17 protein-coding genes are annotated in these 13,517 nt (G+C 68.4%); 5 read left to right on the top strand and 12 right to left on the bottom strand.

All coding sequences use genetic code 11. The features are described from left to right. Positions 1 to 65: 65 nt before the first annotated feature. Positions 66 to 560: an ATP synthase subunit B gene (locus XM1_RS06180; RefSeq protein WP_068431326.1), complete on the top strand. Its 495-nt coding sequence runs from the start codon at positions 66 to 68 to the stop codon at positions 558 to 560. Next, complete coding sequence (locus tag XM1_RS06175; RefSeq protein WP_068431323.1) at positions 557 to 1,090, top strand: ATP synthase subunit B; 534 nt, start codon at positions 557 to 559, stop codon at positions 1,088 to 1,090. Before XM1_RS06180 ends, XM1_RS06175 begins: the two co-directional genes overlap by 4 nt. Before the next feature lie 120 nt (positions 1,091 to 1,210). Here the strand turns inward: XM1_RS06175 and XM1_RS06170 are convergent, their stop codons facing one another. The 4 genes from XM1_RS06170 to XM1_RS06155 form a co-directional block, all read right to left on the bottom strand. Next, complete coding sequence (locus tag XM1_RS06170) at positions 1,211 to 1,912, bottom strand: pirin family protein (RefSeq protein ID WP_068431322.1); 702 nt, start codon at positions 1,910 to 1,912, stop codon at positions 1,211 to 1,213. A gap of 108 nt (positions 1,913 to 2,020) precedes the next feature. Next, positions 2,021 to 2,608: an exopolysaccharide biosynthesis protein gene (locus tag XM1_RS06165; protein ID WP_068431316.1), complete on the bottom strand. Its 588-nt coding sequence runs from the start codon at positions 2,606 to 2,608 to the stop codon at positions 2,021 to 2,023. Next, positions 2,605 to 3,609 (bottom strand): TerC family protein, encoded by a 1,005-nt coding sequence (locus XM1_RS06160; RefSeq protein ID WP_068431315.1) that lies wholly within the window; start codon positions 3,607 to 3,609, stop codon positions 2,605 to 2,607. Before XM1_RS06160 ends, XM1_RS06165 begins: the two co-directional genes overlap by 4 nt. Positions 3,610 to 3,627: 18 nt before the next feature. Beyond that, positions 3,628 to 3,927: a DUF1476 domain-containing protein gene (locus XM1_RS06155; protein WP_068431312.1), complete on the bottom strand. Its 300-nt coding sequence runs from the start codon at positions 3,925 to 3,927 to the stop codon at positions 3,628 to 3,630. Between the two features lie 208 nt (positions 3,928 to 4,135). Between XM1_RS06155 and XM1_RS06150 the strand changes: the two genes are divergently transcribed. From XM1_RS06150 to XM1_RS06140, 3 genes are all read left to right on the top strand, one after another. Further along, positions 4,136 to 5,167 (top strand): HlyD family secretion protein, encoded by a 1,032-nt coding sequence (locus XM1_RS06150; protein WP_068431308.1) that lies wholly within the window; start codon positions 4,136 to 4,138, stop codon positions 5,165 to 5,167. Next, entirely contained in the window at positions 5,164 to 6,735 is a 1,572-nt protein-coding gene (locus XM1_RS06145; RefSeq protein WP_068431307.1) for a DHA2 family efflux MFS transporter permease subunit, read from the top strand. Before XM1_RS06150 ends, XM1_RS06145 begins: the two co-directional genes overlap by 4 nt. 131 nt (positions 6,736 to 6,866) lie before the next feature. Then, positions 6,867 to 7,853 (top strand): diguanylate cyclase, encoded by a 987-nt coding sequence (locus XM1_RS06140; RefSeq protein ID WP_082700397.1) that lies wholly within the window; start codon positions 6,867 to 6,869, stop codon positions 7,851 to 7,853. A 129-nt stretch (positions 7,854 to 7,982) separates the two neighbouring features. On the opposite strand, the gene XM1_RS06135 is transcribed toward XM1_RS06140, so the two are convergent. From XM1_RS06135 to XM1_RS06100, 8 genes are all read right to left on the bottom strand, one after another. Further along, a complete protein-coding gene (locus XM1_RS06135) occupies positions 7,983 to 8,624 on the bottom strand; it encodes a phosphoribosylanthranilate isomerase (RefSeq protein WP_068431303.1) in 642 nt (213 codons plus the stop codon). Between the two features lie 120 nt (positions 8,625 to 8,744). Next, positions 8,745 to 9,452 carry an orotidine-5'-phosphate decarboxylase gene (pyrF, locus tag XM1_RS06130; protein ID WP_068431301.1) on the bottom strand — a complete coding sequence of 236 codons (708 nt, stop codon included), beginning with the start codon at positions 9,450 to 9,452 and terminating at the stop codon, positions 8,745 to 8,747. A gap of 13 nt (positions 9,453 to 9,465) precedes the next feature. Beyond that, the gene (locus XM1_RS06125) at positions 9,466 to 9,735 is read right to left on the bottom strand and encodes a lipopolysaccharide assembly protein LapA domain-containing protein (protein WP_068431299.1); all 270 of its coding nucleotides are present in this window, start codon (positions 9,733 to 9,735) and stop codon (positions 9,466 to 9,468) included. Beyond that, the gene (gene ihfB / locus XM1_RS06120; protein ID WP_008614847.1) at positions 9,732 to 10,022 is read right to left on the bottom strand and encodes an integration host factor subunit beta; all 291 of its coding nucleotides are present in this window, start codon (positions 10,020 to 10,022) and stop codon (positions 9,732 to 9,734) included. The genes XM1_RS06125 and ihfB overlap by 4 nt, the downstream gene beginning before the upstream one ends. 92 nt (positions 10,023 to 10,114) lie before the next feature. Continuing rightward, on the bottom strand, positions 10,115 to 10,609 hold the full coding sequence (locus tag XM1_RS06115; RefSeq protein ID WP_068431295.1) for a hypothetical protein: 495 nt from the start codon (positions 10,607 to 10,609) through the stop codon (positions 10,115 to 10,117). 2 nt (positions 10,610 to 10,611) lie between these two features. Further along, complete coding sequence (locus XM1_RS06110; protein WP_068431290.1) at positions 10,612 to 11,604, bottom strand: NAD(P)H-dependent glycerol-3-phosphate dehydrogenase; 993 nt, start codon at positions 11,602 to 11,604, stop codon at positions 10,612 to 10,614. A gap of 87 nt (positions 11,605 to 11,691) precedes the next feature. Then, positions 11,692 to 12,990: a methyl-accepting chemotaxis protein gene (locus XM1_RS06105; RefSeq protein WP_068431288.1), complete on the bottom strand. Its 1,299-nt coding sequence runs from the start codon at positions 12,988 to 12,990 to the stop codon at positions 11,692 to 11,694. Then, entirely contained in the window at positions 12,965 to 13,489 is a 525-nt protein-coding gene (locus XM1_RS06100) for a PAS domain-containing protein (RefSeq protein WP_068431286.1), read from the bottom strand. Before XM1_RS06100 ends, XM1_RS06105 begins: the two co-directional genes overlap by 26 nt. Positions 13,490 to 13,517 lie beyond the last annotated feature (28 nt).

The raw sequence follows: 13,517 nt of genomic DNA, 5'->3' as shown, positions 1-13,517 counted from the left end.
CCTTGCCGCGGGTCAACCGCCGCTCCGTACAGTTTTTCGGGCCTTCCCCGTTTGGGAGCTTTGGGATGCCTCAATTCGATCCCACCTTCTTTGCGCCGCAGCTGTTCTGGCTGGCGCTCACCTTCGTCACTCTGTACTTCGTGATGTCGACGGTGGCCCTGCCCAAGATCGGCGCCGTTCTCGACGAGCGTCAGCGCAAGATCGACGACAACCTCGACAAGGCCGCTCAGCTGAAGGCCGAAGCCGAGGCCGCCGTGGCCGCCTATGAAAAGGCCCTGGCCGAATCCCGCGCCCACGCCCAGTCGGTGATCAAGGAAGCCTCGGACCGCCTGTCGGCCGAAGCCGAGACCCGCAACCGCGAGCTTGCCGCCCGTCTGGCCGATCAGGTCAAGGCCGGCGAGTCCCGCATCGCCGAAGCCAAGGACAAGGCCCTGGCCAACGTCCGTGACGTCGCCCTCGACGTCGCCGGCGCGACCATCGCCCGTCTGGTGGGCAGCCCTGCCGACACCGGCCGGCTCGAGGCCGCCGTCGCCAGCGCCCTCAAGGAGCACGGCAAATGATTTCCGTCGCTTACGCCGCCGACGCCGCCCACGCCGCCCATGGCGCCTTCTACCAGCAGGCCCACTTCTGGGTGGACCTGGCCTTCATCCTGGTGGTGGCCATGGCCTTCAAGCCGGTCAGCCGCGCCATCGCCGCCGCGCTGGACGCCCGCTCGGCCAAGATCAAGGCCCGCCTGGACGAGGCTCACAAGCTGCGCGAGGAGGCCCAGGAAATGCTGGCCACCTATCAGCGCAAGCAGCGTGACGCCATGAAGGAAGCCGAGGAGATCATCGCCCACGCCAAGGCCGAGGCCGAGCGCCTCGCCAAGCAGGCGGCCAAGGATCTCGAGGTCTCCATGAAGCGCCGCGAGCAGATGGCCATGGACCGCATCGCCCAGGCCGAGGCCCAGGCGCTGCGCGAAGTCCAGAACCTGGCCGTGGACGTCGCCATCGGCGCCGCCCAGAAGGTCATCGGCGACAGCCTGTCGGCCGCCCAGACCGGCGCCCTGGTGGACAACGCCATCAAGGACCTGCCGGGCAAGCTGCACTAAGCCGCCTGATCGGACCAAGACAAACCCCCGCCGGGCGACCGGCGGGGGTTTTGTTTTGAGACGGTCCCAACATCCTCTCCCCCCACCATAGGTGGGGGGAGGGAGTGAGGATGGTGCGAATCACCCCAGGTCGAACAGCACGATCTCCGCCCCGTTCTCCGAGGCCAGAGTCACCGCCGCCGCGTTCTCGATGGCGACGCCGTCGCCGGCCGACACAACCTGCCCGTTGACCGCCAGGGCGCCGGCCACCACCTGCACCCAGGCGCCGCGCCCCTCGGCCAGATCATGGGACAGGCCGCGGCCCGAACCCAGGATGCTGGCGTAGACCGAGGCGTCCTGATGGATGACCAGCGACCCGTCCCGGCCGTCGCGCGACGCGATCAGGCGCAGCCGGTCGCGCTTGGACTCGTCATCGAACAGAGCCTGGGCGTAACCGGGGATCAGGCGCTGGGCCTCGGGCAGAATCCAGATCTGCAGCAGATGCAGGGTCTCGTCGGGCAGCGGGTTCATCTCGGAATGGCGGATGCCGGTGCCGGCGCTCATCACCTGAACCTCGCCCCGGCGAATGACGCCTTCACCCCCCGTACTGTCCTTGTGGGCCACCGCGCCGGCGATCACATAGGTCAGGATCTCCATGTCGCGGTGGGGATGGGTGCCGAAGCCGGTCTTGGGCGCCACCCAATCCTCGTTGATCACCCGAAGCGTGCGAAACCCCATATGGGCCGGATCGAAATAATCGGCGAAGGAAAAGCTGTGGCGGCTGCTGAGCCAGCCGTGCTCGGCATGGCCGCGTGCGGCGGCGGGACGAAGAGTGAGCGTCATTGTCGGGTCCTTTTCCGTGAGCGAACTGTCCTGACCTGACATCTAATGCCCAAATAGCGAATCAACAATTGCCGCCATACTCATAAAACTGTTGCTTTGAAGTAAACGTCAGGTCGCCAGGACCAGCGCCGACCATCCCAGCCCCAAAATCACCCCCACCGACGCCACACCAAGCGCATGGCCGAGCAGCACCCCCAGGCCATCCCGCCACAGCAGCCCGGCGGCAAGCAGCAGAATGGCCAGGGCGGGGGCGATGTTGCCGAACGGCAGGGGCACGGCCAGCACCAGTCCCTGCAGCACGATGGCGGCCTGGGCGACCATGGCGCCCCGGCCCTGGGCCAGCGGCGCCAGCCGGGACCGCGTCCGCCGCTCGACGCGCCGCATGAGGGGCACCAGCCGGCGCAGCGCCGCTTCGAGGATGGGCCGCGGCAGGGTCCGTCGCGACAGCGTCTCCGGCAATCCGCCCGGGCGGCCCCACAAGGCGGCGCCCGCCAGCCAGGCGATGGCCAGTCCGGTGAGCACCCCCAGGGGCAGGCCCGGCGAGGGCACCATGGCCAGGGCCGCCATCAGGATGACGCCCAGCGGGGTGGAGCGGTCGGCCAGATGGTCCACCACCTGGGCCATGGTCGGACCCGAACCGGCGCCCAGCCGCCTTAGACCGGCCAGACGGCGGACCGGAGAGGAGCCATGGGTCACCCGGCCCTCCCATCCTCGGGCACCGGCGGGGGGGCGTTCCGCGAGCGCCACAGGGACACCGCCACGCCGCCGCCGATCAGGCCGATGGTCACCGCCAGGGTCAGCGCCGGGTCGGGCTTGCCGTAGACTTGCGCCCAGAAGATCTTGCCGCCGATGAACACCAGGACCAGGGCCAGCGCGTATTTGAGATAGGTGAAGCGGTGGATCATGGCGGCCAGGGCGAAGTACAGCGCCCGAAGCCCCAGGATGGCGAAGATGTTCGAGGTGTAGACGATATAGGGATCGGTGGTGATGGCGAAGATGGCGGGAACGCTGTCCACCGCGAAGACGATGTCGGCCAGTTCCACCAGGATCAGGCAGAGGAAGAGCGGCGTCGCCCACCACACCGTCCGGCCGCCGCTACTGGCCTGGCGGACGAAGAAGTGGTGGCCGTGAAGCTCCGGCGTCACCCTGAGACGCTTGCGCAGGAAACGCAGCACCGGGTTGTCGGACAGGTCCCCCGGCGCATGGTCGGCCACCACCAGCATCTTGACGCCCGTGACCGCCAGGAAGGCGCCGAACAGCCACAAGATCCAGTCGAACCGCTCCACCAGGGCGGCGCCCAGGCCGATCATGATGCCGCGCAGCACGATCACCCCCAGCACGCCCCAGAACAGCACCCGGTGCTGGTGCCGCCTGGGCACGGCGAAATAGGAGAAGATCATGGAAATGACGAAGATGTTGTCGAGCGCCAGGCTCTTTTCCACGGCGAACCCGGTCAGGTAGTTGAGCCCCGGCTCGGCCCCCATGGTGAGCCAGATCCAGGCCCCGAACGCCAAGCCGACCGTGATGTAACCCAGGCTGAGGGCAAGGCTCTCGCCCACGCCGATCTCGCGCTCCTTGCGGTGCAGGACGCCCAGGTCCAGAACCAGCAGCAGCACGACCAGTCCCAGGAACACCAGCCACAGCCATGCCGCCTTGCCCAGAAACGAGACGGCCAGCCCGCCGAGAAGTATTTCCATGCCCCTCGTCCTCGCCCGTTACGGGGATCTTGCTTCCGCTTCGGTCAGGCAACGGGTCAGCGCCGCGCGAATTTCGGCCTCCGACACGCCGGAAGCCGCCAGCTCGGTACGCAGGCGGCCGATGACGTCCTCGTCGCCCGGTTCGTCGAAATCGGTGGCGACGACGCTGCGGGCGAATTCCTCGGCGGCGGCGCCGGACAGGCCAAGCCGTTCCGCGGCCCATAAACCCGCCATCTTGACGCCACGGGCCCGGGCCTTGAACGCCCGGTCATGGTCGTGGGCCAGTTTGCTGTCGTGAAGCGCCTTGTCCATGGGCATCGGTTTCTCCCTTGCGGATGATCGGCCCGGACGCATGGCCGGGCATTAGACTTGAGTTAAGACGCGAAGAGCCACAGCGGAAGTCCGCCGGCGGCTTAAACTTTGGTAAGTTCCGCTCCTTGTGCCGCCGCCGATATCGGATTCGTTGACTCGGCCCGGACGGCGACGCTATAAACTGAACTGAACGGTTTAGTTTTTGGACGCTGCCATGAAGAAGCCCATCGCCCTCGCCGCCGCCCTTGCCCTTGTCTCCGTCGCGGGATGGAGCGCCTATCGCTGGTCCCAGGACTGGCGGTGGATGGAAAGCACCGACGACGCCTATGTGGACGGCGACATCACCGCAATCTCGCCCAAGGTGGCGGGTCACGTGGTGGAGCTGGTGGCCCGGGACAACCGCCCGGTAGCCAAGGGCGACGTGCTGCTGCGCATCGATCCCCGCGACTACCGCGCCCGCGTGGAGGAGGCCACGGGACAGGTGAAGGCCCGCCTGGCCCAGCTGATCCAGATCGACGACAAGGTGGCGGTGCAAGAGGCGGTGGTCGCCCAGTCGGGGGCCTCCATCTCCGCCGCCCGGGCCGAGATGGTCCGCGCCAAGGCCGATTTCGAGCGCTCGCGGCGTCTGGTGCGCGAGGATTACGTCAGCCGCCAGCGCTTCGACGTCTCCCAGGCCGACGCGGCCCGCGCCGAGGCCGGCCTGACCGGTTCGGGCGCGGGGCTGCAGGCGGCACGCCGCCAGTTGACGGTGCTGGCCTCCGAGCGCCATGTCGCCCTGGCCCAACTGGAACAGGCCAAGGCCACCCTAAGCGTGGCCGAGACCGAACTGGAGGCCACCACCATCCGCGCGCCCTTGGACGGCGTGGTCGGCAACCGGGCGGTGCGCGACGGCCAGTACGTGCGGCCCGGCCAGCAGTTGCTGGCGGTGGTGCCGCTCGCCGACGTGTGGATCGACGCCAATTTCAAGGAAACCCAGATCGGCCGTATGAAGCCCGGCAACCGGGTGGAGATCAAGGTCGACGCCTTCCCCGGCGCGGTGATCGGCGGCCGGGTGGACAGCTTCGCCCCGGCGTCGGGCGCCAAGTTCAGCCTGCTGCCGCCCGAGAACGCCACCGGCAACTTCACCAAGGTGGTGCAGCGCATTCCCGTCCGCATCCGGGTGGATCATGACAATCCGCTGGCCGGCCAACTGCGCCCCGGCCTGTCGGTGGTGGTCAAGGTGGACACGCGGGAGTCCGACAAGTGACCTCGCCTGCCCCCATCAACCCCAACGACCGGGTGGTGACGGCCCGCGACTGGGTGGGCTTCATGGCCATGGTGGTGGGCATGTTCATGGCGATTCTGGACATCCAGATCGTCGCCAGCTCCATCGCCCAGATCCAGGCGGGCATCTCGGCCTCGGCCGAGGAGATCAGCTGGGTGCAGACCGCCTACCTGATCGCCGAGGTGGTGATGATCCCGCTGTCGGGCTGGCTGGCCCGGGTGGTGTCGACCCGCTATCTGTTCTTCGCCTCCTGCGTCACCTTCACGCTGGCCAGCGCCGCCTGCGCCGTGTCGTGGAGCATCGAATCCATGATCGCCTTCCGCGCCATCCAGGGCTTCTTAGGCGGCGCCATGATCCCCACGGTGTTCGCCTCCACCTACATCATCTTTCCGCCGCGCATGCAGGCCAGCATGTCGGTGGTGATCGGCCTGACCGCCACCATGGCGCCGACCATCGGCCCGACGCTGGGCGGCTGGCTGACCGAGACCTGGAGCTGGCATTGGCTGTTCCTGGTCAACGTGGTGCCCGGCGCGGCGGTCGCCACCCTGGTCTGGCTGTTCGGCCGCAAGGACAAGCCCCAGCTTCATATGCTGAAGGGCTTCGACATGGCGGGCATCGTCCTGGTGGCGGTGTTCCTGGGCGCGCTGCAATACGTGCTGGAGGAAGGCCCCGGCGACGACTGGTTCGAGGACCGCCGCATCGTGCTGGTGTCGCTGATCTCGGCCCTGGCCGGGCTGGGCTTCGTCTGGCGTGAGCTTTCGGCGAAGAACCCCGTCGTGGACCTGCGCGCCTTTTCCGACAGCAATTTCACGGTGGGCTGCCTCTATTCCTTCATCATCGGCATCGGGCTGTACGGCTCGGTCTACGTCATCCCGCTCTATCTCGGCCGCGTGCGGGGCTATTCCGCCCTGGAGATCGGGCTGACCATGATGGTCACCGGCGCCTTCCAGGCCCTGTCGGCGCCGCTGGCCGGCAACCTGGCCCGCCACATGGACCTGCGCTACATGCTGGGCCTGGGCCTTGCCCTGTTCGGCGGCGGGCTGTGGCTGAACAGCCATCTCACCTCGGAATGGGGCTATTGGGAAATGTTCCTGCCCCAGGCGGTGCGCGGCCTGTCGCTGATGTTCTGCTTCGTGCCCATCAACGCCGTGGCGCTGGGGCATCTGCCGGCCGACAAGGTGCAGAACGCGTCCGGCCTTTACAACCTGATGCGCAACTTAGGCGGCGCCATCGGGCTGGCCGCCATCAACACGGTGCTGACCCACCGGCTCGACCTTCATCTCGGCCGCCTGTCCGAGACCCTGACGGCGGCAAGGGGAACGGCGCAGCTCATGCTGGACGGCCTGTCGGCCCGCCTGACACCCCTGCTGGACGGGGGCGCGGAACGGGCGGCGATGAAGCTTTTGTCGCAGCTGGCCCGGCGCGAAGCCATGACCATGGCCTTCGGCGACACCCTGCTGCTAATGGGGGTGGTGTTCGCCCTGGGCCTATTGCTGCTGCCCCTGCTGCAGCCGGTCCGTCACCCCAGCGCGGGCGGCGGCGGACATTGAAATCGCCCTGATTGAAGAGAGACTTGACTGAACCGGTGGAATCAGATGCCGGTTCCATGCATGATTGCGCCCAAGGGAGTCGCCAGGACCGCCACAGAAGCGGCCGGCCGAACACGTCAATGGGGGAAGCAGTGCCCACCTCACGTAATACCGAATCCGCGCACGTCTTCGCCGTGCGCCTGATGCAGCATCTTGTCGTCCCCACCTTCGTGCTCAACGCCGAGCGCCGGGTAATCATCTGGAACAAGGCCTGCGAGCGCCTGACCGGCGTCGCCGCCCACGAGGTGATCGGCACCACCAACCACTGGCGGGCCTTCTACGACGAGGAGCGCTTCTGTCTGGCCGACCTGGTGGCGCTGGGCCGCCCCGAATCCATGGACGAGCTTTACGTCACCCATACCGAGCCCAGCGATTGTTCCCACGGCCTGCGGGCCGAGAACTGGTGCGTGATGCCCCAGGTCAAGAAGCGCCTGTACCTGGCGGTGGACGCCGGCCCCATCTTCGACGAGGACGGCAACCTGCTGGCGGTGGTCGAGACGCTGCGCGACCAGACCGAACAGAAGCTGGCCCAGATGGCACTGCAAAGCCTGGCGGTCAAGGACGGGCTGACCGGGCTGGCCAACCGCCGCTCCTTCGACGAGAAGCTGGAGGCCGAGTGGCTGCACAACCAGCGCGAAGGCACGTCCATGGCGATCCTGCTGGTCGATGTGGACCATTTCAAGCTCTACAACGACACCTACGGCCATCAGAAGGGCGATGCCTGCCTGAAGGCGGTGGCCAGCGCGCTCGGCGAGCAGGTGTTCCGCCCCTCGGATCTGGCGGCGCGCTACGGCGGCGAGGAATTCGCGGTGATCATGCCCAACACCGCCCTGGAAGGCGCCCTGCACGTGGCGGAGCGCATCAGGGACGCCGTCCACGCCCTGGGCATGCCCCACGGGGCCAGCCAGACCGCCGAATGCGTCACCCTGTCCATCGGCGCAGCCGCCTTCGTGCCCACCGAGGCTTGCCGGGCCGAGGATCTGGTGGCGGCGGCCGACGCGGCGCTCTACCGCGCCAAGCACCAGGGCCGCAACCGGGTGGTCAGCACCGACCGGGTCGAGGAACTGGCGGAAGCCTGAGGCCCCCTACCGTCATGGCCGTGCTTGACACGGCCATCCACGCGGCGCCGCTAAAACAGTAGTGGAAGCAATGAATTCGGCGGGACAGCGTGGATGCCCGGATCAAGTCCGGGCATGACGGAAAAACAATTAACCGCCCCGCGCCGCCTTGATGAAGGCCTGGATCTTCTCGACATCCTTGACGCCGGGCGCGCTTTCCACGCCGGACGAGACATCGACGCAGGGCGCGCCGCTGACGCGGATCGCCTCGGCCACGTTGGCAGGCGTGAGGCCGCCGGCCAGCATCCAGGGCAGACCCCATTTGCGGCCCGTCAGGATGGTCCAGTCGAAGCTGACGGCATTGCCGCCGGGCAACAGGGCACCCTTGGGCGGCTTGGCGTCGAACAGCAGGCGGTCGGCCACCGCCAGATAGGGCTCGGCGGCGGCAAGGTCGTCGGCCACCGATACCGACAGCACCTTCATCACCGGCAGGCCGTATTCCAGGCGGATGGCTTCCACCCGCTCCGGCGTCTCGTTCCCGTGCAGCTGCAGCAGGTCGAGCCGCACCCGGGTCAGTACCGAATCCAGGGTGGAATCGTCGGGATCGACGAAGAGGCCCACCTTGGTCACGTCGCCGGGGGTGAACTCCACCAGCTCGGCGGCGCGGTCGGGCGTGACGTTGCGGGGGCTCTTGGGAAAGAACACCAGCCCCACATAATCGGCGCCCCCCTCGATGGCGGCATCCATGGCCTCTTCGTCGGTGATGCCGCAGATCTTGACCTCGACCGGCATGGGTCGTCTCCCGTCGATACCTGCGTGTCACTGACGTGACCCGCCCTTGGAATTACCAGCCGCCATTGAGGCGGCGGCCAAGCGCGCTTAAGGCGCGCCCGGCGAGGGGCAATGATAATGCTAAAGCCCCAGTTCGGCCTTGATCCGGCCGGCGGCCTCGGCCGGGTCGGCGGCGCCGGTGATGGGCCGGCCGATCACCAGCACGTCGGCGCCCTTGGCGCGGGCCTCGGCGGGGGTGAGGAAGCGCTTCTGGTCGCCGGCCTCGCTCCAGGCGGGGCGGATGCCGGGGATCACCAGCTTGAAGTCGGGACCGCACAGCGCGCGCACCGCGTCCACTTCCAGGGGCGAGCAGACGATGCCGGCGGCGCCGCTTTCCTGGGCCAGCGCGGCCAGGCGCTTGACCTGGTCCAGCACCGGACGGTCGAAGCCCACCTGCTCGGCCCCGGCCTGGTCCAGGCTGGTCAGCACGGTCACCGCCACCACGGCGGGCGGCGCGACGCCTAAGCGGGCGGCCTCGTCATTGGCGGAGTCCACGGCGGCGCGGATCATGGCGGCACCACCCGAGGCGTGAATGGTGGTGATGGCGGCCTGAAGCCGGACCACGCCCTTCATGGCGGCGGCCACGGTGTTGGGAATGTCGTGCAGCTTGAGATCGACGAACAGCGGCATGCCGAGGCCCGTCACCGCCTCCATGCCGGCGGGGCCGTTGGCGGTGAAGTATTCCAGGCCCAGCTTGAAGCCGCCGACCAGCCCCTTCAGGCGTTCGGCAAGGGCGATGGCGCGGGCGGCCTCGGTGGTGTCGATGGCGACATAAACGGGATTGGTCACGGGAACGTCTACCTCAAGCTTGAGACTGGGTCTTGCGGGCGGCGTCCAGCTGACGCCGCAGGGAACCGGCGCGGAGCCGGGCCTTCAGCCCCGAGGCCCAGCCCAGCAGGAAACCGGCGGCAAGGCCCAGGGCCAGCGGCACCAGCACCGCCAGATAGGCGGGCAGCTCCACGCCGAAGGGCAGGGGCCACAGGTCGAAACGAATCTCCGCCCGGTTGGCGACGGCGAACACCGTCACCAGAACGGCCAGGGGCAGGCCGATTATCCAGGCGAGCAGCCTCACGAGCCGCCGCCGACGTTGAGCTTCTCGCGCAGTTGCTTGCCGGTCTTGAAGAAGGGAACCGCCTTGCCCTCCACCGACACGGTTTCACCGGTGCGCGGGTTGCGCCCCGTGCGCGGATCGCGCTTCTTCACCGAGAAGGCCCCGAAGCCGCGCAGCTCGACCCGGTCGCCCCGGGCCAGCGCCGAAGCGATCTCGTCGAAGATGGTGGTGACGATGCGCTCCACATCCCGTTGATAGAGATGGGGGTTGGCCTCGGCCAGACGGGCGATCAGCTCCGACTTGGTCATGGATTTCAAGTCCTTGGTTGTGCTTCAGGTTGAGGCCAGCATGCCCAACGCCCCCGGCGGCGTCAAGCAAGTCTCTGAGCCCGAACGATTTTTCAGCTCTTCGGCTCGTCCTCGGCCGGGGTGACCACCTCCCAGGTGGCTTCCTGCAGCCGGCAGGCGACGACGTCGCGGGAATAGGCGCCCGCCGGCTCGCCCGTCCGCTGCGCCGTCTGGGTCAGGCGCCGGCACCAGCGACCGCCGCCGTCGGTCCAGTCCTTGCCCTGCGGAGTGACCGCGCCCTCGAGGCCGCGCTCGGCCCAGCGGACATCCTTGCCGGTCTCGGCCGCCTCGATGGTGGCCGCCGACCACAGCCGGTTGGCGTGGGGATCGAACCAGCCGCCGATCACGTAGCCGGCCGCCGCGCCGGCCACGGCGCCCACCGGCGTGAAGGTCGACGCCAGATGGGGCGCGCCCAGCGCCGCCGCCCGCCCGATGCCGCCGCCGATGACGGCGCCGGCCCCGGTACCCCACACCTGGCCCTCGGTGGGGTTCTCGGCGCAGGCGACGAGCACGGCCAGGGTGCAAAGGGCGAAGGCGGTCTTGCGCATGGCTATAATCCTTCGTTGCGGAACGGGCGCGACAGCAGGGCGCGGATGGCCTCGTCCAGACTCTGGCCCTTGTTGATCACCGCGTCCACCGCCGCCGAGATGGGCATCTCGACACCCAGGCGTCCAGCCATGTCCACCACGGCCCCGGCGCTGTAGACGCCCTCGGTCACCGAATGGCGCTCGCCCAGGATGTCGGCCAGGGCCCGGCCCTCGCCCAGCGCGAAGCCCAGCGAGTAGTTGCGCGACTGGGTGGACGACGCGGTGAGGATCAGGTCGCCCAGACCCGACAGGCCCATCAGGGTCTCGGGCCGGCCGCCCTTGGCCATGGCCAGACGGGTCAGCTCGGCCAGTCCGCGGGTGATCAGGGCGGCGCGCGCGTTGTCGCCCAGGCCGCGGCCCTCGACGATACCGCAGGCGATGGCCAGCACGTTCTTCACCGCGCCGCCGATCTGGGCGCCCGCCAGGTCGTCGGACAGGTAGGGACGGAAGGTGGCGGTGCCCAGCGCGTCCACCAGCTTGCGGCCCAGCTCCGCATCGGCGCAGGCCAGGGTGATGGCGGTGGGCAGGCCCCTGGCCACCTCGATGGCGAAGGTGGGGCCCGACAGCACGGCGATGGGGGCGGACGGCAGTTCGGCGGCGACGGCGTCGGCCATCAGGGCGCAGGTGGCCAGTTCGATACCCTTGGAACAGATCACCGCCGGCACGCCGGCGCGCCAGTGAGGCGCCAGGGCGCGGGCCGCGACGCGCAGATGCTGGGCGGGCGACACCAGCAGCACCGCGTCGCAATCCGCCGCCTCGGCCAGGTCGCCGGTGGCGCGAAGGGCGGGGTCGAGATCGATTCCGGGCAGGAAGTCGGGATTGGCATGGCGGGCGTTGATGGCCTCGACCACCTCGGGCTCGCGGGCCCACAGCACCACGTCGCGCCCCGCCCGGCGGGCGGTCAACGCCAATGCCGTGCCCCAGGCCCCTCCGCCGATCACACCGATTCTGTTCATGGAAACCCCGCGATTGCCGTCACCCGGTTTACCGCGTCAGGCGTGCGGGAGCAAGCGGGAGGGCCGCGAAGCCCTCCCGGATCGTGATCAGGCCGCCTCGCCCTTGATCTTGGCGATGAAGCCGTTGATCTGGGCTTCCAGGTCGTCGGCGCGCCGGGCCAGGCTGGCGGCGGCGGCCGAGATGTCCTTGGCCTCCTGGTCGGTGGTCTCGGCGGTGTCCTTCACATAGGCCACCGCTTCCGACACCGAGGCGGTACCGGTGGCGGCCTCCTGGACATTGCGCGAGATTTCCATGGTCACCGCGTTCTGCTCCTCGACGGCGCCGGCCACGGCGGTGGAGGTTTCCTGGATGGTGCCGACGATCTGGGCGATCTCGCGGATGGCGGCGGCGGCACCTTCCGAGGCCAGCTGGATCTGGCTGACATGGGTGGAGATCTCTTCGGTGGCGCGCGCCGTCTGGTTGGCCAGCGTCTTGACCTCGTTGGCGACGACGGCGAAACCCTTGCCCGCCTCGCCGGCGCGGGCCGCCTCGATGGTGGCGTTCAGCGCCAGCAGGTTGGTCTGCGACGCAATGTCCTGGATCAGCGACAGCACGCTGCCGATCTGGGCGGCGGCGTTGCCGAGATCGCGCACGGTCTCGTCGGTGCGCTGGGCGGTGACCATGGCCTCGGACGAGATGGCGGTGGCCCGGGTGGTCTGCATGTTGATCTCGCCGAACGACGCGGCCAGCTCCTCGGCGGCGCCGGCCACCGACTGGACGTTGACCGAGGCCTCCTCGGCCGCCGCGGCCGAAGTCATGGCCTGGCTCACCGTCTGGGTGGCGTTGTTCATCAGGCGGTCCGAGCTTTGCTGCAGCTGGGTCGAGGCGGACGACACCTCCTGGACCAGGACGCGCACCTTCTGCTCGGCGAAGTCCAGCGCCTCGGCGTCGCGGCTCTTCATCAGGTCCAGCGAGGCGTTGATGATGCCGGCATAGCGCGAGAAATCGCCCCGAAGGCCGGTCTGGATGATCTTGCGGAAGTACTGGCGCTGGTTGGCGTGCTCCATGGCGGCCTGGGATTCGCGGCAATAGGCCTCGGTCAGATCCAGCAGGCGGTTGATGGAGCGCAGCATCACGGCCAGGTTGCCCGAGCCCCGGATATCCATGATGCGCACGCCGAGATTGCCGTTGGCGGCGGCCTGACAGACCTTCACCGCCTTCTCGATGCTGGCGTTGGTGCGCCCCAGGAACCTGATGGGCATCCAGGCGGCGACCGCCAGGATGGCGGCCACGCCGGCGGCGACCCAGTTCTGCAGGATCAGGGCGAGGATCGCCAGGGCGCCAGCGATGCCGACGGCGACCCAGGCGGCGCGGATGGCCTTAGAGACCGAGGACAAATTCTGCATAGGGCTTTCCTTCGCGCTTCAGCTGATCACCTAAGGCGGCGAATGCCGCCTCCATGCCCTGCTTGCGGTCCGCAGCGGCCGCTTCGATCTTCAACAGGCTCTGGTACAGGGGCTGAACCTTGGCCAACGCGTCGCGGCGGGGCACGCGGCGGTTGGAGTGGTAGCCGACGATCTTGCCGTCGGGGCCGAAATCCGGAGTGACGTGGGCCAGAACCCAGTAATGGTCGCCGTTCTTGGCCAGATTGACCACATAGGCGAACAGTTCCTTGCCCGAGGCGATGGTGTCCCACAGCAGCTTGAATACGCAGCGCGGCATGTCGGGATGGCGGATCAGGCTGTGCGGCTGGCCGATCAGTTCGGCCTCGGTGAAGCCGGAAACCGACAGGAAGACGTCGTTCACATAGGTGAGCCGCCCCGTGGTGTCGGTCTTGCTGACGATGATCTCGTCCTCGGCAAAGGTCCGTTCCCGCCCCGAGGGTTGAATACCCTTGCTTGCCATTCGACTCCCCTAACCTAACGACGTAGCC

This window comes from Magnetospirillum sp. XM-1, assembly GCF_001511835.1.
GTDB lineage: Bacteria > Pseudomonadota > Alphaproteobacteria > Rhodospirillales > Magnetospirillaceae > Phaeospirillum.
This window is presented reverse-complemented; position numbering and strand designations above follow the sequence as displayed.

Coding starts and splice junctions, on each gene's coding strand:
- XM1_RS06180 (WP_068431326.1), top strand. CDS start 66: ATGCCTCAATTCGATCCCACCTTCTTTGCGCCGCAGCTGTTCTGGCTG.
- XM1_RS06175 (WP_068431323.1), top strand. CDS start 557: ATGATTTCCGTCGCTTACGCCGCCGACGCCGCCCACGCCGCCCATGGC.
- XM1_RS06170 (WP_068431322.1), bottom strand. CDS start 1,912: ATGACGCTCACTCTTCGTCCCGCCGCCGCACGCGGCCATGCCGAGCAC.
- XM1_RS06160 (WP_068431315.1), bottom strand. CDS start 3,609: ATGGAAATACTTCTCGGCGGGCTGGCCGTCTCGTTTCTGGGCAAGGCG.
- XM1_RS06155 (WP_068431312.1), bottom strand. CDS start 3,927: ATGCCCATGGACAAGGCGCTTCACGACAGCAAACTGGCCCACGACCAT.
- XM1_RS06150 (WP_068431308.1), top strand. CDS start 4,136: ATGAAGAAGCCCATCGCCCTCGCCGCCGCCCTTGCCCTTGTCTCCGTC.
- XM1_RS06135 (WP_068431303.1), bottom strand. CDS start 8,624: ATGCCGGTCGAGGTCAAGATCTGCGGCATCACCGACGAAGAGGCCATG.
- ihfB (WP_008614847.1), bottom strand. CDS start 10,022: ATGACCAAGTCGGAGCTGATCGCCCGTCTGGCCGAGGCCAACCCCCAT.
- XM1_RS06115 (WP_068431295.1), bottom strand. CDS start 10,609: ATGCGCAAGACCGCCTTCGCCCTTTGCACCCTGGCCGTGCTCGTCGCC.
- XM1_RS06110 (WP_068431290.1), bottom strand. CDS start 11,604: ATGAACAGAATCGGTGTGATCGGCGGAGGGGCCTGGGGCACGGCATTG.
- XM1_RS06105 (WP_068431288.1), bottom strand. CDS start 12,990: ATGCAGAATTTGTCCTCGGTCTCTAAGGCCATCCGCGCCGCCTGGGTC.
- XM1_RS06100 (WP_068431286.1), bottom strand. CDS start 13,489: ATGGCAAGCAAGGGTATTCAACCCTCGGGGCGGGAACGGACCTTTGCC.